The sequence below is a fragment of the Jiella endophytica genome (assembly GCF_004519335.1).
In the GTDB taxonomy this organism is placed as follows: Bacteria; Pseudomonadota; Alphaproteobacteria; order Rhizobiales; family Rhizobiaceae; genus Jiella; species Jiella endophytica.
On record NZ_SOZD01000008.1, the window covers coordinates 1 to 19,524 of the forward strand.

Sequence of the window (19,524 nt, forward strand, 5' to 3'; positions counted from 1 at the left end):
CTTGCGGGGCGTTCGACTTGCATGTGTTAAGCCTGCCGCCAGCGTTCGTTCTGAGCCAGGATCAAACTCTCAGGTTTGATAAGAGTTGTCCCAGCCGTCACTGTCTCAAAGCTTTGACGAGAATTCTCAACATCCCTGCCAGGCACCGAACCCGAAAGCCCGAACGCCAAAAGGCCGATCCGCAATCCTGCGAAACAGCCGACAAAGATGCCATTCCCTCCAGTCACGATCGCCAACCCAACCCCGAAGGACCAGGCCAGCCATCAAACAAACCGGAGAGACTTCTCATCCAAAAGAAACATGAAACGACTTGGGTCATCTCACAAACTCGAACCAATCGGAAAGGATACCGACCAGCCCAAGCCGCAGGACTTCCGCCGCCCACGCTTCTCTTTCTTGTCTCTACTACCAACAATGTCAAAGATCACGATCACGGGCGGTGATCGGCGAGAAGTGCGAAAGACATCGGACCCTCGTGGTGAAGGCCGAACCCGTCGACAAAACTCAAAAGATAGCGACGTAGGAGGCGCGAAAACCATCCGGTTGGAGATTTCTCTCCCGAACCGGAGGCTGTCCGCTCCGTCTGGAGCGGCCCGGCGCCACCGCCGTCGTCGATGAGGGCCATATAGGCGATGGTTTCGCGGCCTGTCAACGGCCCTTTCGCAAAAACTTCAAAAAACCCGCCGGGAGCCGATTCCAGGCGCCTGCGGGCCCTGGCGGGCCAAGGCGGGCCGGTTCCGCGGCTGCGGGTTCTCATGAATGGCCTTGGCCCGGAGACATCGCCGCGGCCCCTCCCCCGTCAGCCCCTCGCCCGTCAGCCCTTCCCCAGTGCTGCCGTTTGACGAGCTTGAGCGACCGGCCGCGCTCGGCTATCGGTTAAGAAGTCCCTACCGGCTGGCGAGGGGACCAGTGCCGAGGGGATCGGCCGGGATTTCGCCAACTTGTTGGGTCAAGGCCAGCTTGCTCCTCTCGGGAGCGGACGGAGCCGACGTTCCGGATCAAGGCCTTCTGGGGAGAGGAATGAACCGTACGCCGCATGACAGGCCCAGCTTTCGCCCGGCCCTCGGAGATGCGCCGGCGCTGATCGCCGATCGCCGCCGCCGGCCGGACAAGCGGCAGGTCTCGGCGCGCTGGCTGAGCGGCACCCTTCTCACCGGTCTGACATCGACGGCGCTGATGGGCATTGCGCTTTCGGCCGCCCTCGACGGACATCAGGGTGCAGCGCGCCCGGCAATGGCGATGGCCGCCACCGATGCCGTCGACGGCGATCTCGCCAAGGGCGAGCGCGTCGTCGCCACCGCCCTCCCCGTCGCCCGTTCGCGGCAGATCATGGAACTTTCGACGCTGACGCGAAGCGGCGACCGGGAGGTGCTGCGCACCCTCCCCTTCGGCTATGTCAGCATGCTGCTGGCTGCCCGCTACCAGGCGACGACCGACTATCCCTCCTTCGACCCGCTGGCGATCTTCACCACCGAGGACGACGGCGAGGAACGGGCGACGGAAGCCGAATCGACCAAGATCTACGGCGCGCGGGTGGAGTCGGAGGTCCGGCTGAAGGTGTCCAGTTTCGACTTCAATCCGACCTCCTACGAGCGCAATGTCGATCTCGACGCCACGGCGGCGGAAGGGCTGGTGCGCTCCGTCGCCTCGCGCCTCGGCAGCCAGCCGGTGCAGGTCGCCTCGCTCGGCACGGTCGATCCGTTCCGCTTCGGCCTCAATCCCGATCCGGTGACCGAATACGAACCCGGCTCCGCCTTCCGGGTGGTCGCCCAGAACGTCTCCTTTGCGGTCGCCGACACCCGCGACGACGACCTGCCACGCTTCCACGAAGAGATCGTGCCGTTCCGGCAGAAGGCCAAGATGGCCGAGATCCTCGCCCGCGCCGGCCATGACGGTCCCGGCGCGGAAGCCGCCGTCGAGGCGCTCGCAAAGCTCGTCGGCAGCGACAGCCTGGAGCCCGGCGACGCGCTCAGGATCGGCGTCGAGACCCAGCCGGCCACCGACGAGGACGCCGACAAGGCGGCCGACAATGCCGTCGTGCGGCTGTCGGCCTATCGCGGCGGCGACCATCTCGCCACCGTCGCGGCGACGCAGGACGGCCCGTTCGAGCCGTCGATCTCGCCGGAAATGTCAGATTCGGTCGCCGAGGCGATCGACGAGAACGAGAACGAGGCGCCGATCCGCAGCGACATGCCGACGGTCTATGACGGCATCTTCCAGGCGGCGCTCTCCTATGGCCTCGACCTTCGCATGTGCCGCCAGCTGGTCCACATGCTCGCCACCGACATCGACCTGCAGGCGCGGCTCTCGCCGACCGACCGTCTCGTGGTCTTCTATTCGATGACCAAGGACGGCGACGACGAGGAGCCGGGCGAGCTCCTCTATGTCGAGGTCCATCTCGGCGACATGGTCAAGCGCTACTACCGCTTCCGGCCGTCCGAATCGGGCGTTGCCGACTATTTCGACCAGGACGGCCAGAGCGCCGGCCATTTCCTTCTGAGGAAGCCGGTGCCCAACGCCCGGTTCAGCTCGAGCTTTTCCACCGGCCGCAAGCATCCGGTGCTCGGCTATGTCCGTCCGCATTGGGGCGTCGACTGGGCGGCACCGCGGGGAACGCCGATTCTTGCCGCCGGCGACGGCGTCGTCACCAAGGCCGGCTGGTCCAGCGGCTACGGCCGCGAAACGGCCATCCGCCACGCCAACGGCTATGAAACCGTCTATGCCCATCAGAGCGGCATCGCCAAAGGCATCAAGCCCGGGGCGCGGGTGCGCCAGGGCCAGGTGATCGGCTATGTCGGCTCGACCGGGCTTTCCACCGGCAACCACCTGCATTTCGAGGTGCATGTCAACGACAAGCCGGTCGACCCGATGCGGATCAAGATCCCGCCCGGCAAGGTATTGAAGGGCACCGACCTTGCCACCTTCAAGCGCGAACGCGACCGGATCGACGCGCTGCTCGAGGACAATGTCGACGCGCCGCTGCTGGCCGCGCAGTGACGGCAGTTTCGCCGGAAGGTCACCGCTGACGGCAGCCACGACCGCGAGGGGCGTGACTACTTGCAGTAAGTGTAGCCGTTGTGCCGGGCGGCCATGTCGAGATGGAAGTGCGTCGCGTGATCGGCATCGGTGCCCGGACCGAGCACCGTCTTGAATGGCCCGCAGGCCGCCGCCCTGATCCGATCGAGGAACTGCGCCTCGCTGGCATTCTCGCCGCTGGCCGGCGTCGGCTTTTTCGCGGCGGCAGCGTCGGCGTCGTTGTCACCGTCCGAGCTGTCCTCGGCTGGATCCTCGACAAAGGCCTCGTCGTCACCGGGCTTCGCGGTATTCTCATCGCCGGCATTGTTCGCTGCCCCACCGGTCCCAGGAACCGCACGCACTGCGACGGTGCTCTCGTCCGAGAGGGTGAAGGAGCCGATGTCGATGGCGCTGCCGCGGGCATGTTCGGAGATCTTGTCCTCCGAGGACCGCGGCCGGCAGACATAGGTCGAGACCTGGCTGATCGCGACGACCTTGCGCTTCGGTCTGAAAGCCGCGGCTGCTGCGGGCACCACCGCATCCTTTGCCCAGTCGTCGAGGGCAAGGACCGTCTGGCAGAGAAGCTCGGTCTTCGGTCCGACGCGGATGCCCGAAGAAAGCCTTTCGACCGAGACCGGCCGCAGCACGCCGCAGCGGCCTTCCGAAATGCTCTTTTCGACGGAGAATTCGACGCCGCGGCGCTTCAGCTCGCCCTCGCATTTTTGCGCATCGACCACCGCGGCGGCAGCCTCCACGGCAAGTTCCGGGGTGACGCTGACCGCTTCGGAGCGGAGCGTCGCCGGGTCGGCATGGGCATTGCCCGTTACGGGCTCGGCTTCCGCATCGGCCGGTGCGTCGGGTCGCTTTTCGGGAAGCGGTCCGCTATCGGGCAGCGGCTCTTCGGCAGAGGTGCCACCGGCGACCGGCTCGAGACTGCCCTTGCGGGGCACGGCGGACCGATCGGCTGCCGGTTCGTCGAGGCCCGCAGGAGCGCCACCCTTCGGCGCATCCTTTTCGGCCCCGTCCTTCGCGGCCGCGTCTTTTGCGGATTCGTCCTTCGAGGCCTTGTCCTTTGGGGACTTCGTGTCAGTCTCGCCTTTTGCCGGTTCGCTGTCCGGCCTCGGCACCGGCTTTGGTGCATGGTCGGCAGATGGCAAAGTGGCGGCGGCGCCCGCTTGCGGGGATAACACTAGAGATGGCGCCGCGATCATCGCCGCGGCGAGGATTTTTGCGATGGCGGTTCGGCGACCATTCGGCGACCGCGCCGGGGCCGATGCGCCGCCAAGGCGCCGGCGCGCCCCATGGCGTTTCGTGAGACTGCCAACGAAGACGCCCATGTGAACTCGTCCTGACTCGGCCGGCCGGTAGCCGGGAACAGGGAGGCAACGCACGAGGCGCCCGAAAGGCTCCCCATCCGATCATGCCCGATGAGGACGGGTATGACGGAAGGCGGCCTCTGCCAGGCTATTCGGCGAATTCCACGGTGACGCCGGGCTTGACCATCTTGGCAAGCTCGGTGGCGTCCCAATTGGTCAGGCGCACGCAGCCGTGGCTGTTGGTCTTGCCGATCTTCGAGGGCTCCGGCGTGCCGTGGATGCCGTAGGTCGGCTTCGACAGCGCGATCCAGATCGTCCCGACCGGACCGTTCGGACCCGGCGGAATGGTCAGCACCTTGTCGTTCTCGCCCTGCTTGAAATTGACCTTCGGATTGTAGGTGTAGTTCGGGTTGAAGGCGACGCGGTTGACCTCGACCGTGCCGGAGGGCGACGGCGTGTCGGTCGAGCCGATGGTCGCCGGATAGGCGGCCAGCAGCGTTCCGTCGGCGCCATAGGCGCGGACCTGTTCGCGGCCCTTGTCGGCGATGATCCGCGTGACGTCGCCGCTGACATTGGTGCCGATATTGGCGACCTTGATGCGGGTTCCGGCGCGGTTGAAGTCGGCGCCGGGATTGATCGCCTTCAGATAGTTCTCGTCCATGTGGAAGCGCTCGGCGAGGCGCTCGGAAACCCGCTCGAAGCTCATCTCCGGCAGCTTCGCCTTCTCGGCATAGTCTCCGGGGATCGAGGCGACATAGGGTCCGGCAACGTCCTCATTGGTGATCTCGTATTCCGTGATCGCCGGGCCGCCGGTCACGTCGAGTTCCTCGGCGAGAACCTTCGGATCTCCGGTCTGCAGCGTCTTGCCGAATTTCTCGCGATAGGCGGCCACCGCCTTGTTGACGTTGCCGCCCATGCGCCCGTCGATCACGCCCGGCGACATGCCGGCCCGGTCGAGCAGGATCTGCAGCGCCGCGACCTGAGCCTTGTCGGCCTTGCCCGGGGCCTCGACCGCCGGTGCCGGATTGCTCTCCTCGATGGTTTGGCCTTCACCGCTCGGGAAGGGTTCGCTGCCGAGCGTGCCCGCAGCAGGGCCGGTGCTGAGCGGCTGGTCCTGATTGGTCTGCGGCAGCCCCGCCTCGCGGAGCGTATCGCCCTCGCCGCCGGGTGCCGGCAGCGGCGTTGCCTGGACCGGGCCTTCCTCGTAGTAGCGCCTGTCGCCGTCCGGCCCGTAGCCGCCGTCCTGGCCATTATCGTCATAGGGGTCGATGGTCTGCGGCCTGTCGTAGCCGTCATAGTCCCGGTAGCCGTCCTGCCGGCCGACATCGACGCGGCCCTGCAGCGTCACGCCCGGCGGCGGCGGCGCATCGATGATCGCGCCGCGGCGGTCGCGAAACTGGTCGCGCCGACGCTGGAAACGGTTGGCCCGTCCGCCGTCGACGCCGATGACCCGCCCTCGCCGGTCGAGATAGACCCGCTGGCCGTACTGATCGACATAGACCTCGACGGCCCCGTCCGGAACGCCGCCGCCATAGCCCTGGGCGAGACGAACGGTCGCGCCGCCTTCGGACGCGCCTTGCGCCATGGCCGGTGCAGCCATCGCGCCGAGGAGAATGATGCCCGTCAGGCATGCTCGTACCGGTCTCGTCATCAGTTCGATCGTCCTTCGCCTCGTCGTCCGGCGCATCGTCCTTCAGCGCCAAAGCCATTCGGGATGGGCCAGGATGCGCCCCGTCGCCGCGCCGGAAGCGGCGATTCGTCAGTTCGGCGCAGCAAAACATGGCTTTCGATCCTGGGGCTTGCCAGATGAACCGGACATGAAAATGGCCATCCGGCGAGCGCCCCGAACCCTGCCCGCTACCCGAGCCCATCAACCACGTCGCATGGCGTCGTGTTCCAGGATCGGGCCTTGGGCGTAATGCCCCTCGTGGAGCGAATTCGACATTTGCGTCCCGGCCGCTGTGGGCTTCGCACCAAATGTCGAATTCGAAAGCTCCACCAGAAACAGAGATTGACCTAGTGGTTCTCTGATTCCGACATTTGCCGCGAGCTCGATACAAGACGGACGCAAATGTCGGAATCGAACCACCAGCGCAGTGGAAAGACCAGAGCGGTTTTCGCCACTTGCAGGCCTTCAGCGGAAATATCCGCGAGCAAGGCCTTCCCAACACCGCACGTCATGCGTTTAGGGTGCGCGCCATCGAAATCGGAGCAGTAACAGACATGACCAGCGAGCTTCCCGACCGGCTGAGCATCGATCCTCAGAGCCCCTATTACGACGAGGCTGCGCTCGCCGATGGCGTCGGCGTGCGCTTCAAGGGCGAAGAGAAAACCAATGTCGAGGAATATTGCGTCAGCGAGGGCTGGATCCGCGTCCAGGCCGGCAAGGCCATGGATCGCAAGGGCAAGCCGCTGACCATCAAGCTGAAGGGTCCGGTCGAGGTGTGGCGGAAGTCGGCCGACGACGCGGCCGAATAGGCACGACGCCTACGACGCCGCGGGCGCCGAGGTCGGAAAACGATTCCGATGACGCGACCGGCCCGTCAGGGGCCGATCGCGATCTCGCCGGAAAGGCCCGCGTCAACCGGCCGGGTGGAGCGCCATGATCGACTTGGTCAGCCCGGCGACGCGCTCCTCGATCTGCGTCGCCTCCGGAAACAGCCGCTTCATCATCCTCGCGTCGAGCAGCCGGATCTCCTCGACATTGCGGCGGGCCTCCTCGCGGCTCTGCGCCCGCGGGAAAAAGCCGAGATTGTAGCGCTGCATCAGCGCGGCGCGGACTGCGACCGGCAGCCACTGAAATCCGACGACGCGAAAATGCGGCTCGAGCGGAAACCAGTAGTTCGGCGTCTGGACGAAATAAGCGTCGGAAAGCCGCCGGACATTGTCCGCAAAGGCCTGCATCCGGCCGAACTCGCCGACATGCTCGATCACCGAATTCGAATGCACGACGTCGAAGCTGCGGCCGGCGAAGAGTTCGCCGTCGCAGGCATCACCCGAAATTGCCTGAAAGACGTCGCTCTTCGGCGGGTCGATGGGCTCGTTGTTGAGAAGGGTGATCGAGATGCGGCCCTGATGCTCGGCAATGAAGTCCGCGGCGATCGACCAATAGGCCTCGGTGCCGCCGAGATCGAGCACCTCGATCCGCTCCTGCTTTTCGAGGGCCGCCTCAAGCAGCTGGCGCACATGGCGAAAGCGCCGTGTCCGGAACTGGCGCTCCAGGCTTTGCGGGTTACTCATCGGGTCTGGCTTGACCCAGCTGCTGCCTTCGAGATTTGCAGTGGTCATCGAAACGCGAACTCCAACATTAACGATCTGTTAACCAGATACGTCGGAGGAGTTCGCGAAGATCAATGCGGCTGACCAATTTTCTAGTCAAAGCGATTCAACGTTTTCGTGAATTAATACTGTCGAGTACAGATGTTCTCTGGCGATATCGATTGGAAAAATACCAAAGACATTCCTGCCTCATTACGGGATGCGTCGGGTTGGGCTGGAAACGACTGTCCCGAAATGGACCGATTTCAAGCAAGATCGAATATTTCCGCGGCGACGATCGACCGAAATTGACAGGGCATCGGATCAAAATCGGATCGGCACATCAAAGCTTGGAACGAAAATGGCCTTCGGCTCCTCGCTCGCGAGGTAACGAACCGCGCGATCACCGCGAACAGGGGATATGACAGAGACCGTGGCGGCGGGCATGGCGGCCCGCAACGCATCGAGGCGTATGTTTGGCTGCGCGGACGAATGTCTTCATCGCCCGAACCGGCACACCGGCGGGAGCCTGGCCGATGCCGGGCGTTCCCGCGTTTCGCGCGAGTTGCCTGTCCGCTCAGCGCGGGGCGCGCTTGGCGAGGATCCGCTGCAGCGTGCGCCGGTGCATCGACAGGCGTCGCGCCGTCTCCGAGACGTTGCGGTCGCAGAGTTCGTAGACCCTCTGGATATGCTCCCAGCGGACCCGGTCGGCGGACATCGGATTGTCCGGCAGTTCCACCTTGATGCCGGAACAGCGCAAAAGCGCCGCGGTGACGTCGTCCGCATCGGCGGGCTTGGCGAGATAGTCGATCGCACCGAGCTTCACCGCCGTCACGGCGGTGGCGATGTTGCCGTAGCCGGTCAGGACGATGACCCGCGCATCCGGACGCTTGCGCTGCAGCGCCGCGACGACGTCGAGGCCGTTGCCGTCGCTGAGCCGCATGTCGACCACGGCGTGGGCCGGGGCGTGGTCTTCGAGGGCGGAGAGGCCGCTGGCGATGCTCTCCGCGGTGCTGACGCGGAAGCCGCGCTGGTCCAGCGCGCGGCTCATGCGCTGGAGGAACGGCTTGTCGTCATCGATGAGCAGGAGCGACGGATCGCCCACTGGCAGCGGCATGTCTGGCAATGTCATTGTGTGCTCGAGCATTCTGCGGCCCAATCTCTTTCATCCCATATGCGGTCCGGCAACCGGCCGGTGTCTCCAGACGCACAATGCACGTCCAGGTGGTTTTCACGGTGGGTGCGCGCAAACGTCGCGCCCTCAACTCTCCCAGCTACGCTGCGACTAATTGCGCAGATGCGTCAGACGTGAACTAAATTTTTTTTGATCGCCATCATCTTTTCATAAAACAGTTTCGCGGCGCTGATCGGAAGCGTTGAAAACATTGAGGCATCAGCGAACTCTACGAAAAACATCAGGTTTTATTGTGGAGGTCACTGGCGACGGCACAGTAGATCTGCCGCCGCGCGAATTTGCCCGAAACGCATGATTTCACGGGCTGTTAGCCGTCGCCGGGAAAGCCCTTTCGCCAGTCCTGTCCGAATTGGTCAGCCCTGGCACTGATGATCGTCGCGGGCGATCACTTCAGTTGAAGATGGTGGTTGACTTACGACCCGATTTATTTTTCCGGCTATCGAGGAAGCCGGCTCCTCGGCCCGGCACTGCGACACGTCACCGCAGCTTTCGGCACCTTTCCCGGGCGTTTGAGGCGAATCAACGGCGACAGGGCCGGCTCACCCCGAAGACATGCTCGCCGAATAGACCGGACGCGGCCAGACGACAGCGGCGATCGCACCCTTCTTCGGCCGGTTGGCGATTTTTACCGTCGCGCCGGAGCGCTGCAGCAGCGTCATGGCGATGAACAGGCCGAGGCCGAGCCCGCCGGCATTGCGGTGGTCGCGATAGTCGCGCCTCGGCATGTAGGGATCGCCGATCCGGCTGAGCTGCGCCGGCGGAAATCCCGGCCCGTCGTCGAGCACCTCGACCCAGACGGTGGTGTTCGTCCAGCCGGTACGGATCAGCACCGCCGACTGGGCGAAATCGACCGCATTCTCGACGATGTTGCCGATACCGTAGATCACCGCGGCATTGCGCCTCGCCATCGGCTCCTCGCCCTCCCGCTCGACCACCTCGACATCCAGTTCGACGCCGAAATTGCGGTGCGGCTCGGCCACCTCGTCGATCAGGGCGAGCAGCGAGAGATTGGCGAGATGGGTCTCATTGGTGGCGGAAAGCGACGTCAGCCGCCGCAGGATCAGCCGGCAGCGCTCCGACTGTTCGACGAGGAGCGTGATGTCGTCGGGGGTCGGCTGGTCCTTGGGCAGCGAGCGCTTCATCTCCTTGGCGACGAGGGCGATGGTCGAGAGCGGTGTGCCGAGTTCGTGAGCCGCCGCGGCCGCGAGGCCATCGAGGGCGGAGAGATGCTGCTCGCGCTGCAGCACCAGCTCCGTCGCCGAAAGCGCATCGGCGAGCGCGCGGGATTCCGCCGCGATACGGTAGAGATAGACCGCCGCAAACAGCAGCGTCGTGACGATCGCGAACCACAGGGCAGCGACGTAGCCGCCGGGAAGCATCACGCCGCCGACCTCCGACCAGGGCAGCGGCAGATGGACGACCGCGAGGAGGGTCGTCGCCGCCACGGCGAAGCTGGTGATCGCGATGACCGTCAGCGGCGGCTGCGTGGCGGGCGCGATCAGCGCCGGCACGATCAGGAAGACGATGAAGGGGTTCTGGATGCCGCCGGTCAGCATCAGGAGGCCGGTCGGCTGGAGAATGTCGAAAGTCAGGACCGCGAGGGCGGCCGTCGAGGACAACCGGAAACTGCCGGAATAGCGGCTGGCGAGATAGAGGTTCAGCCCCGCGGATGTCGCGATCAGCGCAAAGCAGGGCAGGACGGGAAAGCTCCAGCCGAGACCCCAGGCGACCGCAATGCAGGTGGTGACCTGACCGGCGACCGAGAGCCAGCGCAGCCGCACCAGCGTCGCCAGTCTCAGCCGCTGGCTCTCCCGCATGCTGCTGGGAAATTCCAGCGCATGATGCTGGCGGGTCTCGGGGCTTGCTTCGTTCATGTCGTCCAGTCCGCAATGAAGTTCAGTGCACCATTATAAGGCGCTGGTCGGCGATGAACGCCCCCCGGGTTGTTCGCCAAGCGCGCCCGACCGTCCTGCGCCATCGCCCGGCAAGATTGCTAGCCAGCCAAGAAACCAGCGCCGCCATGGGGGAACGCCGGGCCGCTCAAGGCGATTTACCGACCAACCTGCGGGACAGGGCGGCGAGCATTTCGCCGCCGAGGCAGCATCCAGCGCCTCGAGGACCCGCGAACCCCAACCTGAAGGAGACGGCCATGGCTATCGCCAATCTCAAGGACATCTATATCGACCAGCTGCAGGACATCTTCAGTGCCAACACCCAGTCGGAAAAGGTGACGCGGGAGCTCGCCGAGGCGGCCAGCCATCCGGAGCTGAAGCGCGCGCTCACGGCCGGCGTCGAAGGCATCGAGGAAGGCCGCCGGACGCTCTCCGAGATCATCAAGTCGCACGGCGCCGATCCGACCGGCGAGTTCTGCAAGGGCATGGAGGGCCTCGTCAAGGAGGCCCGCTCCCACGGGCTCGACGAGGACATCACCGACGCCGATGCCCGCGACGCGATGATCATCACCCAGTATCAGCGCATGGCGCATTACGGCATCGCCGGCTATGGCTGTCTCGCCGCCTTCGCCAAGCGCCTCGGCCTCAGCGAGGATGCCCACAAACTGCAGAAATGCCTCGATGCGACCGAGCACGGCGATCGCACGATGACCGAGATCGCCGTCGGCGGCATCAACAAGGCCGCAGCCTGAGGCGCTTCGCCGGCGCTCTCCTGCGGCGGCGTTTCAGATGAGCGAGACGGTCAACGGCGCGGCTTTGCCCGCGCCGTTGCCTTTGCGACGGCCGGATCCTCCGGCCATTCGTGCTTCGGATAGCGGCCGCGCAGATCGGCCCGCACGTCCCGCCAGGAGCCCTGCCAGAAGCCGGGAAGGTCCCGGGTGATCTGGATCGGCCGATGCGCCGGCGACAGCAGTTCCAACGTCAGCGGCAGGCGTCCGTCGGCAAGCGTCGGGTGGGTCGAAAGCCCGAACAGTTCCTGGACGCGGATCGACAGGACGGGCTGGTCGATCTCGTAGCGGATCGGCACCCGAGAGCCGGACGGCGCATCGAAGTGGCTCGGTGCAAGCATCTCCAGCCGTCCCATGAACTCCGGCGGGATCAGCCCTTCGAGCGCTGCGACGATCCGGCCGGGCGTCAGGTCTTCGAAACTCGCGGCGCCCGGACAATAGGGCAGCAGCCAGGCTTCGGCGTTGTCTCCGAGCGCTGCGTCGGAGAGGTCCGGCCATGGCGGCCCATAGGCTTTCGCGAGAAAGCGCAGTCGCGCCAGGAGCCGCTCGCCCTCCTTGCCGAGATCGAGCCGCGACAGGCCCAGCCGGGCGATACCGCCGGCGAGCGCCGACGCAACCCTGTCGTCGTTCGGCAACCGCATCGGGACGCTGTCGAGCGTTGCCTTGCCGAACCGCCGCACCCCAAACGCCCGCACCGCCCTCGCCTCGGCGACGAATTCGACGATCTCTTCCTCGCCGGCGCGGGCCGCGACGAGACGGTCGAGCGCCGGTTTCTCCAAAACTGCGGCGGAAACGATCGTGCCGCCCGAAGCAGGCCCCTGCATCTCCGCGACCACCAGCGCCCGTTCCCGCGCAAGGGCATTTGCCGCATCCAGCATCCCGCCGCGGCCATTGGCGAGGGTAAAGCGGCCCTTCGCCCCATGCTGCAGCGCGACGCGATCAGGATAGCCGAGTGCCAGGATCGCGCCGACATCGCCGTCGGTCTTCCATGCCGCCTCCGTGACCCTGGCATCGCGCAAACCGCCCTCCCCCGTACCGGCGATGCGCCGCGCCAGGCCGAGCGCCGCCTTTGAGCGCGGGTCGCGCGAGCTGCGGAACCGGCCGAGCCTTGCGGAAAGATCGACGTCGTTGCCGCCAAGGCCCCGCTCGGTAAGGAGCACGGCAAGCTCCGCCGCCGTCTGCCTGTCCTCGGGATCGGCCGCCGCGACCATGTGAGCCAGCCGAGGCGGCAGCGGCAGCCGGCGCATCGCTTCGCCGGCAGCCGTCAGCCGGCCGTCTTCGTCGAGCGCGCCGAGATCGCTGAGAAGCTTTGCAGCTTCCCTGACGGCGGGCGCAGGTGGCGGATCGAGCAGCGACAGTTGCGCCGGGTCGCTGACGCCCCAGGCCGCGCAATCGAGCACAAGACTTGAAAGGTCGCTCGCCAGGATCTCCGGCTGGTCGAAGGCGTCGAGCGCGGCGGTCTGCTCGGCCCGCCAGAGGCGGATCGCAACACCGGGTGCCGTGCGCCCGGCGCGGCCGGCCCGCTGCTCCGCCGAAGCTTGCGACACCCTGACGGTCTCGAGCCGCGTCAGGCCGGTCTCGGGCTCGAAGGCCGGCCGCCGCTTCAGGCCGGAATCGACGACGACGCGCACGCCCTCGATGGTCAGGGAGGTCTCCGCGATATCCGTCGCAAGAACGATCTTGCGGGTGCCCGGCGGCGCGGGCCGGACGGCCCGGTCCTGCTCGCTCGCCTCCAACGCGCCGTAGAGCGGCGCGAGATGGACGGTCTCGGGAAGCAGGGGCTCCAGCCGCTCGGCGACGCGGCGGATCTCCTTCTGTCCGGGCAGGAAGACGAGGATGCTGCCCGTCTCGTCGCCGAGTGCGGCGCGCACGGCCGACAGCACCGCATCCTCGATCGTCATCGTGCCCGGCCGGTCGCGATGCTCGATCCGCACCGGAAAGGCCCTTCCCTGGCTTTCCACCACCGGCGCATCGCCGAGCAGCCTGGCCACCCGGGCGCCGTCGAGCGTCGCCGACATGACCAGGAGCTTCAGATCCTCGCGCAGCCCGGTCGCAACGTCGATCGCCAGTGCCAGGCCGAAATCGGCGTCGAGAGAGCGCTCGTGGAACTCGTCGAACAGCACGGCGTCGATGCCGGCAAGCTCGGGATCGTCGAGAACCATGCGGGCGAAGACGCCCTCGGTGACGACCTCGATCCGGGTCTTGCGGGAGATCTTCGTGTCGAGGCGCATGCGCCAGCCGACCGTCTCGCCGACCTCCTCGCCGAGCAGCGAGGCCATGCGCCTGGCGGCCGCCCGTGCGGCGAGCCGGCGCGGCTCGATCAGCACGATGCGCCCGGCAAGCCCCGAGCGCAGCAGATGGATCGGCACCAGCGTCGTCTTGCCGGCGCCGGGCGGTGCGACCAGGACGGCGCTGCCGTGACGCGCAAGGGCGTCGGAAAGCTCGCCAAGAACCTCGACGACCGGCAGGCCCCGCGCGTCCCCGGGCAGTTCATGCACCCAGCCGGCGCTCATGGGGCGGTCGCCGCCGTCGGCGCTCCGACAGTTTCACCCTCGCCGGCTTCCGCCTCGCCGATCACCACCAGATCGCCGCCGGCTGCGGCAGCGTCGGCGGGGTCGTGGGTCACCAGGATCGCCGGGATGTTCCGTTCGCGAATGCGGGCGAAAACGAGGTCGCGGGTCGCGGCGCGCAAAGCCTGGTCGAGCCGGGAAAAGGGCTCGTCGAGAAGCAGCGCCCGCGGTTCGGCGAGGAGCGTGCGGGCCAGCGCCACCCGCGCCGCCTGACCGCCGGAGAGGGTCGCCGGATCACGGGAGAACAGGCCCGCGAGCCCGACTTCGGCGAGCATCGCCTCCGCCGCCGCCTGTCGCGCGTTGCCGCCGCGAATCCCGGGCGGCAGGGCGAAGAGAAGATTCTCGCCGACCGACATGTGCGGGAAGAGCAGCGCATCCTGAAACACCAGCCCAAGATGCCGGCGCTGTGGCGCCAACTTGGTCAGATCGGTGCCGTTGAGGGCGATCCGGCCGCGGGCGGTGAAGGCCGGATCGAGAAACCCGGCGACGAAGGCAAAGAGTGTCGACTTGCCGGAACCCGACGGTCCCATCACGGTCAGCGTCTCGCCCGGGGCGACGACGCGATCGAGAGAGAGCAGCCGCCGGCCGGCGAGCGATATCTCGACACCCTGGAACGTCAGCCCGTCGACCGGGCCGGTCGGGGCGCTGCCGGGCGGATTTGCCATCGGACGGTTCATCCGCGCTTCATCGCCAATCGCCCGCCCGAGAGCAAGCGCGGCAACGTGCCCGAGAGAATGAAGGCAAGGAAGGGGAGCAGCGTCTGCAGCAGCGCATAGGCGCCGATAACCCGCCGGTTGCCGCCTGAGGAGAGCGCCACCGCCTCGGTGGTGATGGTGGTGAGCCGCCCTGCGCCGATCAGCAGCGTCGGCAGATATTGCCCGACCGATGTCGCAAAGCCGATGGCGAGCGCCGTCAGCACCGCATGGGTGAGAATCGGCAGGCGGATGCGGAACAACGTCGTGACCGCGCCGTGGCCGAGGCTGGCGGAGACCTGTTCGTAGCGCGGATCGACGGCGAACCAGGGATCGGCGAGCGCCAGCGCCACATAGGGCGCGACGAAGACCAGATGGACGGCGGCCAGAAGCGGGATCGACGGCTCCAGGCCGGCCGCGAGGATCGCAACTTCCAGGCCGAAGACGAAAGCGATCTGCGGCACCAGCAGCGGCAGATAGATCAGCGCCGCGACGGCCGGCGTCAGCCGGACCACCCGCCCCGCCGAGGCGCGGAACTGCCGGCGCCGGGCTTCGAGAAGGACGATCACCAGAAAAAGCGCCACACTCGCCGATAGGATCGCGACGAGAAAGGTGTTGGCGAGCGGACCGCCGGCGCCGGCGAGCGAGCGGCTCCATGTGGCGAGGCTGAGGCTCGGCGGCAGGATCGCCGGATACGCCCAGAAGCCCGCGATCGACCAGACGGACAGCCAGACGAGACCGAAGAAGACGGCCCCGCCGGCGAGGATGACCGGCATCGCCGCCACCGGCCGCAACGCCCCGTCCCGGCCGAAGCGTCTGCCGCCCGTGGTGATCCGTCGGCCGATCGCGGCCGCGATGCGCTCGCCCGCGAACCATGTGCCGAGCACCGCCGCCGTGACGGCGAGCTGCAGAAGTGCGCCGGCGGAGGCGACGAAGCGCCGCGAAAGGTCGGGATCGTTCATCCAGGCGACGAGCCGCACCGCCAGCGGCGCCGGCGTCGAAGGCCCGAGGATCAGCGCGACGTCGACCACGCCAGAGGCATAGGCCGCGACCGCCAGCACCGGCAGGCGAATCTGCCGGTAGACGCCAGGCCAGACGGTGAGCAGGAAACCCGCCATCCGGCCGTAGCCGAGCGAGGCCGCGAGCCGCAGGCGCCGGTCGGGGTCGGCCTGCGGCAGCGCGGCGAAAGCGACGAGGAGCAGGAAGGGCATCTCCTTGGCGACGAGCGCCGCCATCATCGACAGGCCGAGCGGATCGCCGATGATGAGGAGATCCGGCGGACGGGTGATGCCGAGCGGCCAGGCGAGGAGCCGGAAGATCAGGCCGGAGGGCGCAATCAGGAAGGCAAGGCCGAAGGCCGCCGCGGCGTGCGGCACCGCGAGCAGCGGCGCCAGCGCCTGCCGCATCACCCGGACCGCGGTGGTGCCATGATAGGCTGCGAGGAGCAGCGCGACGCCGAGGGTCGCGATCGCCGTGGTCACAAGGCCGCTGGCGAGCGAAAGCAGCGCAGAGACCATCAGACCCGGCGTCGCCAGGAGCTGGCGGAAGGGATCGAGCGAGAAGTCATCGCCGCCGAGCGCTGGCAGGTAGCCGAAGGCCGGCAGGAGAACGCCGACAAGCCCGATGGCTACCGGCAGAGCCAGGATCAGGGGAACGGCGACGGCGGCGACTGATCGAGAACGACGCACCGGCAGGTCATCAGCCATGACGGCATTGGCAACTGGCAATCACAGCCCGAACATTCATGCCGCCTCTACGACGAAATCCACGTGGATGGCGTCGTAAGGGAACACGACGCCAGCTTTGCTTCGCTCCAGGACACCGGCATGGATCAAGGCCGTAATGTCGCCGTGAACCGCTTTGACATCGCGTCCCACACGACGAGCGACCTCCCGCATCGCCATCGGTCCGGCTCCAGTCATCGCCCTGAGAATCTCCCAGCGCTTTGCCGTCAGGGTCTGCCAAAGAAGCTCCGGGGTCGCAAAGCTGATGTGATTGCCCTGAGGAATACCCGTGAATGCCTGCTCGACCCTTCTTCTGAAGTCTTCGTCCGAGGATACAGAGAGTTTCACGGTGTTCTTTGCATCAGCCATTCTCGTACATCCCCAATGAAATCGTTCATCAGCTTCTCGATGGAGACGAAGCGATAGGGCAGTTCGACCGAGCCTCGATGCAGATGATCGCCCTTGCCCGCCTCGTTGTCGTAGCGAAAGACGCAGACATCGCCAGCCACAAGCGCCAGCGAGTATTTGAAGGCGTGGTCCGAAGCGCGAACGGGCAACGGAACACGCCATACCTTTGCGTCGATGAAGGCATCCGGAGCGACCTGACGCCGCTCGCGTATCAGAAGTTCGGCCCTCATTTCACAGGAATGAAACCAGCGGCACCATGCGTTGTCAATTGCTCCAACACTGCATCACAATCACCTCACGTTCCGTAGCGCTTCTGCCACTCGGCCTCGATGTGCGTCATCCAGGTCGGATGCGGCTCGGCGAGCACCGGTCCGAGCTTCGCCGGCGGCAGGGTGGCGATGCCGCGGTCGATCTCGGCGAAAGCGTCGCGGTCCTCCGGGGCGAGCTTGTCCATGGCGAGCACGGTCGGGTCGCCCCAGTAACGCGGATCCTCCTTGCGAAGCTGGGCCTCTGGCGAGATCAGGAAGTTCGCGACCACCTTCGCCGCCGCCTTGGCCGAGGAGTTGTAGGGGACCGCGACGAAGTGGGTGTTGCCGAGGGTGCCCCCCGGAAACACGAAGGAGCGCACCGTATCCGGCAGTTCGCCGGCGGCGATGGCCGAGGAGGCCTCGGCCGGATTGAAGGCGAAGATGATGTCGAGCTCGCCGTCGGCGAGAAGCTGCTTCATCGCCGGATAGTTCTGCGGATGATCGCGGCCGGAGCGCCAGAGCACCGGCTGGATCTGGTCGAGCCAGTCCCACAGCGGTTTCGTCACCGTCGCGAAGCTCGCCTCGTCCACGGGCTTCTGCAGCGCATCCCTGTCGGCGACAGTCTCGACCAGCACCTGCTTGAGAAAACTCGAGCCGACGAAGTCCGGCGGCGTCGGATAGGAGAAGCGGCCGGGATGGGCCTTTGCCCAGTCCAGCAGTTCCACCGCCGATTTCGGCATGTCGTCGACCGACCCGGAGCGGGCGGTGTCGGAGAAGAACACCAGCTTGGCCCCGCCCCAGGGCGATTCCTGGCCCTCGGTCGGCAAAGTGAAGTCGACGGTCACGCTGGGATTGGCGATGTCGACATAGCGCCAGTTCGGCAGCGTCGTCGCAAACCCGTCGGCGAGCAGCCCCTGCTCCTGCATCGCGGCGAAATTCTCGCCATTGATCCAGATGAGATCGATCGAGCCGCCATCGTCCTTGCCGGCGGCCTTTTCGGCGACGACGGTCGAGACGGCGCTGGCGGTGTCGTCGAGCTTCACATGCTTCAGCGTGATGCCGAACCGCTCGCCGACCGTTTCGCCGACCCAGCCGATATAGTCGTTGATGTTCTGCGAGCCGCCCCAGGCGTCGAAATAGACGGTCTGGCCCTTGGCCTGGTCGAGCACCGTCTGCCAGCCTGCGGGCACAGCCTCCTCGGCCTTCGCAGCGCCCGTCAGCGTCAGCCCGGCTGCGACGACCATGGCAGCGATCCGCTTTTGAACCATATCCTCTCCTCGACCCTTCTTTGCCGCAGCGGCGGTGCCCGCTTCGTCATAGCTTCGCTCGGCGAGACGAATTGTTTCCGTTTCACGCACACTAAGCATGACGCATGACCCGGTGCCAACGGCCGGCGCTTCGGATAAGGAATGACGGCAGAGTTTCGATTAAACCCACGGCAGGCCATCGAGCCGGCCCGGAGGACGCAGCACATGAGCGAGCGCGACGAACGCAAGACGCTGGTATTGACCGGCGCATCGAGGGGCATCGGCCATGCCACCGTCAAGCGCTTCTCCCGGGAAGGCTGGCGGGTGATCACCTGCTCGCGGCAGGATTTCGCCGAAAACTGCCCCTGGCCGGCCGGCCCCGAGGACCACATCCGGGTCGATCTGTCGGATCCGGAAGACGTCGGCTACGCCACCTCGGAGATCCGCCGGCGGCTGGAGGCGAACGGCTCGCAGCTGCACGCTTTGGTCAACAATGCGGCGATCTCCCCGAAGGCCAGCGGCGGTGGGCGGCTCGATTCGATCCAGACGCCGATGCACATGTGGCGCGACGTCTTCCAGGTGAACTTCTTCGCGCCGATCATGCTGGCGCGCGGGCTGTTCCGCGAGCTTTCGGCTGCCAAAGGCTCGATCGTCAACGTCACGTCGATCGCCGGCGGCCGCGTCCATCCCTTTGCCGGGACGGCCTATGCGACGTCGAAGGCGGCGCTGAACTCGCTGACCCGCGAGATGGCCCACGATTTCGGCCCGGCCGGGATCCGCGTAAACGCGATTGCGCCTGGCGAAATCGAGACGGCGATCCTGTCGCCGGGCACCGAGAACATGATCGACGACATCCCGCTGCGCAGGCTCGGCCAGACCTCGGAGGTCGCCGACGTGATCTTCTTCCTGTGCTCGAACCAGTCGAGCTATGTCAGCGGCTCCGAACTCCACATCAATGGCGGCCAGCACGTCTGACCACCGGCGATGTGACGCTGAAGCTCAGCCTCTGTGGATCTCAGCCGAAGCGCCGTCGAGATCGGCGCCGAGAAGATAACGATCGCGACCAGCCAGAGGAATAGCGGCATCGGCGAATTGCGGGCGAGATCGATCCCCATCTCCTCGGCATAGGTCTTCGGCGTCTGAGCCAGCAGGCGGTCGACCATCCAGGCCT

The 19,524-nt window shown here is 66.4% G+C and carries 16 protein-coding genes and 1 rRNA gene; 4 read left to right on the top strand and 13 right to left on the bottom strand.

Going from position 1 to position 19,524, the window contains the following annotated elements; all coding sequences use genetic code 11:
- Window positions 1-77: ribosomal RNA gene (locus tag E3C22_RS20760) — 16S ribosomal RNA — on the bottom strand; the annotation flags it as partial.
- A 943-nt stretch (window positions 78-1,020) separates the two neighbouring features.
- Here E3C22_RS20760 and E3C22_RS20765 point away from each other — a divergent pair.
- The gene (locus tag E3C22_RS20765) at window positions 1,021-2,997 is read left to right on the top strand and encodes a M23 family metallopeptidase (RefSeq protein ID WP_134763806.1); all 1,977 of its coding nucleotides are present in this window, start codon (window positions 1,021-1,023) and stop codon (window positions 2,995-2,997) included.
- A 56-nt stretch (window positions 2,998-3,053) separates the two neighbouring features.
- Here the strand turns inward: E3C22_RS20765 and E3C22_RS24840 are convergent, their stop codons facing one another.
- Both E3C22_RS24840 and E3C22_RS20775 read right to left on the bottom strand, forming a co-directional pair.
- Window positions 3,054-3,965, bottom strand: a complete 912-nt coding sequence (locus E3C22_RS24840) for an extensin-like domain-containing protein (RefSeq protein ID WP_245515119.1) — start codon at window positions 3,963-3,965, stop codon at window positions 3,054-3,056.
- Between the two features lie 514 nt (window positions 3,966-4,479).
- Window positions 4,480-5,982 carry a L,D-transpeptidase family protein gene (locus E3C22_RS20775; RefSeq protein WP_245515120.1) on the bottom strand — a complete coding sequence of 501 codons (1,503 nt, stop codon included), beginning with the start codon at window positions 5,980-5,982 and terminating at the stop codon, window positions 4,480-4,482.
- A gap of 572 nt (window positions 5,983-6,554) precedes the next feature.
- Here E3C22_RS20775 and E3C22_RS20780 point away from each other — a divergent pair.
- A complete protein-coding gene (locus E3C22_RS20780) occupies window positions 6,555-6,809 on the top strand; it encodes a DUF3297 family protein (RefSeq protein WP_134763807.1) in 255 nt (84 codons plus the stop codon).
- Window positions 6,810-6,911: 102 nt separating this feature from the next.
- Here E3C22_RS20780 and E3C22_RS20785 read toward each other — a convergent pair whose 3' ends face one another.
- From E3C22_RS20785 to E3C22_RS20795, 3 genes are all read right to left on the bottom strand, one after another.
- Complete coding sequence (locus E3C22_RS20785) at window positions 6,912-7,619, bottom strand: class I SAM-dependent methyltransferase (protein ID WP_134763808.1); 708 nt, start codon at window positions 7,617-7,619, stop codon at window positions 6,912-6,914.
- Between the two features lie 547 nt (window positions 7,620-8,166).
- Window positions 8,167-8,706, bottom strand: coding sequence for an ActR/PrrA/RegA family redox response regulator transcription factor (locus E3C22_RS20790; RefSeq protein WP_280988021.1), 540 nt, complete (start codon window positions 8,704-8,706; stop codon window positions 8,167-8,169).
- Between the two features lie 617 nt (window positions 8,707-9,323).
- Complete coding sequence (locus tag E3C22_RS20795) at window positions 9,324-10,658, bottom strand: ActS/PrrB/RegB family redox-sensitive histidine kinase (RefSeq protein WP_134763810.1); 1,335 nt, start codon at window positions 10,656-10,658, stop codon at window positions 9,324-9,326.
- A 275-nt stretch (window positions 10,659-10,933) separates the two neighbouring features.
- Between E3C22_RS20795 and E3C22_RS20800 the strand changes: the two genes are divergently transcribed.
- Window positions 10,934-11,428, top strand: a complete 495-nt coding sequence (locus tag E3C22_RS20800; RefSeq protein WP_134763811.1) for a YciE/YciF ferroxidase family protein — start codon at window positions 10,934-10,936, stop codon at window positions 11,426-11,428.
- Between the two features lie 50 nt (window positions 11,429-11,478).
- Here E3C22_RS20800 and hrpB read toward each other — a convergent pair whose 3' ends face one another.
- The 6 genes from hrpB to E3C22_RS20830 all read right to left on the bottom strand — a co-directional run bounded on the left by hrpB (window position 11,479) and on the right by E3C22_RS20830 (window position 18,374).
- Window positions 11,479-13,977: an ATP-dependent helicase HrpB gene (gene hrpB, locus E3C22_RS20805; RefSeq protein WP_134763812.1), complete on the bottom strand. Its 2,499-nt coding sequence runs from the start codon at window positions 13,975-13,977 to the stop codon at window positions 11,479-11,481.
- Window positions 13,974-14,699, bottom strand: coding sequence for an ATP-binding cassette domain-containing protein (locus tag E3C22_RS20810; RefSeq protein WP_134763813.1), 726 nt, complete (start codon window positions 14,697-14,699; stop codon window positions 13,974-13,976). Before E3C22_RS20810 ends, hrpB begins: the two co-directional genes overlap by 4 nt.
- Window positions 14,700-14,707: 8 nt before the next feature.
- Entirely contained in the window at window positions 14,708-16,432 is a 1,725-nt protein-coding gene (locus tag E3C22_RS20815; protein ID WP_134763814.1) for an ABC transporter permease, read from the bottom strand.
- A 36-nt stretch (window positions 16,433-16,468) separates the two neighbouring features.
- Window positions 16,469-16,819: an HVO_A0114 family putative DNA-binding protein gene (locus E3C22_RS20820; RefSeq protein ID WP_134763815.1), complete on the bottom strand. Its 351-nt coding sequence runs from the start codon at window positions 16,817-16,819 to the stop codon at window positions 16,469-16,471.
- Entirely contained in the window at window positions 16,795-17,088 is a 294-nt protein-coding gene (locus E3C22_RS20825) for a toxin-antitoxin system TumE family protein (RefSeq protein ID WP_134763816.1), read from the bottom strand. Before E3C22_RS20825 ends, E3C22_RS20820 begins: the two co-directional genes overlap by 25 nt.
- Window positions 17,089-17,153: 65 nt before the next feature.
- Window positions 17,154-18,374, bottom strand: coding sequence for an ABC transporter substrate-binding protein (locus tag E3C22_RS20830; RefSeq protein ID WP_167591849.1), 1,221 nt, complete (start codon window positions 18,372-18,374; stop codon window positions 17,154-17,156).
- A gap of 204 nt (window positions 18,375-18,578) precedes the next feature.
- Here E3C22_RS20830 and E3C22_RS20835 point away from each other — a divergent pair, with 204 nt between their 5' ends.
- Complete coding sequence (locus E3C22_RS20835) at window positions 18,579-19,328, top strand: SDR family NAD(P)-dependent oxidoreductase (RefSeq protein ID WP_134763817.1); 750 nt, start codon at window positions 18,579-18,581, stop codon at window positions 19,326-19,328.
- On the opposite strand, the gene E3C22_RS24680 is transcribed toward E3C22_RS20835, so the two are convergent.
- The gene (locus E3C22_RS24680) at window positions 19,280-19,516 is read right to left on the bottom strand and encodes a hypothetical protein (RefSeq protein ID WP_134763818.1); all 237 of its coding nucleotides are present in this window, start codon (window positions 19,514-19,516) and stop codon (window positions 19,280-19,282) included. The genes E3C22_RS20835 and E3C22_RS24680 overlap by 49 nt on opposite strands.
- Between the last annotated feature and the right edge of the window lie 8 nt (window positions 19,517-19,524).

Coding starts and splice junctions, on each gene's coding strand:
- E3C22_RS20825 (WP_134763816.1), bottom strand. CDS start 17,088: ATGAGGGCCGAACTTCTGATACGCGAGCGGCGTCAGGTCGCTCCGGAT.
- E3C22_RS20785 (WP_134763808.1), bottom strand. CDS start 7,619: ATGACCACTGCAAATCTCGAAGGCAGCAGCTGGGTCAAGCCAGACCCG.
- E3C22_RS20790 (WP_280988021.1), bottom strand. CDS start 8,706: ATGCCGCTGCCAGTGGGCGATCCGTCGCTCCTGCTCATCGATGACGAC.
- E3C22_RS20800 (WP_134763811.1), top strand. CDS start 10,934: ATGGCTATCGCCAATCTCAAGGACATCTATATCGACCAGCTGCAGGAC.
- E3C22_RS24680 (WP_134763818.1), bottom strand. CDS start 19,516: ATGGTCGACCGCCTGCTGGCTCAGACGCCGAAGACCTATGCCGAGGAG.
- hrpB (WP_134763812.1), bottom strand. CDS start 13,977: ATGAGCGCCGGCTGGGTGCATGAACTGCCCGGGGACGCGCGGGGCCTG.
- E3C22_RS20810 (WP_134763813.1), bottom strand. CDS start 14,699: ATGGCAAATCCGCCCGGCAGCGCCCCGACCGGCCCGGTCGACGGGCTG.
- E3C22_RS20830 (WP_167591849.1), bottom strand. CDS start 18,374: ATGGTTCAAAAGCGGATCGCTGCCATGGTCGTCGCAGCCGGGCTGACG.
- E3C22_RS20795 (WP_134763810.1), bottom strand. CDS start 10,658: ATGAACGAAGCAAGCCCCGAGACCCGCCAGCATCATGCGCTGGAATTT.
- E3C22_RS20835 (WP_134763817.1), top strand. CDS start 18,579: ATGAGCGAGCGCGACGAACGCAAGACGCTGGTATTGACCGGCGCATCG.
- E3C22_RS20765 (WP_134763806.1), top strand. CDS start 1,021: ATGAACCGTACGCCGCATGACAGGCCCAGCTTTCGCCCGGCCCTCGGA.
- E3C22_RS20780 (WP_134763807.1), top strand. CDS start 6,555: ATGACCAGCGAGCTTCCCGACCGGCTGAGCATCGATCCTCAGAGCCCC.
- E3C22_RS20775 (WP_245515120.1), bottom strand. CDS start 5,982: ATGACGAGACCGGTACGAGCATGCCTGACGGGCATCATTCTCCTCGGC.
- E3C22_RS20820 (WP_134763815.1), bottom strand. CDS start 16,819: ATGGCTGATGCAAAGAACACCGTGAAACTCTCTGTATCCTCGGACGAA.
- E3C22_RS20815 (WP_134763814.1), bottom strand. CDS start 16,432: ATGGCTGATGACCTGCCGGTGCGTCGTTCTCGATCAGTCGCCGCCGTC.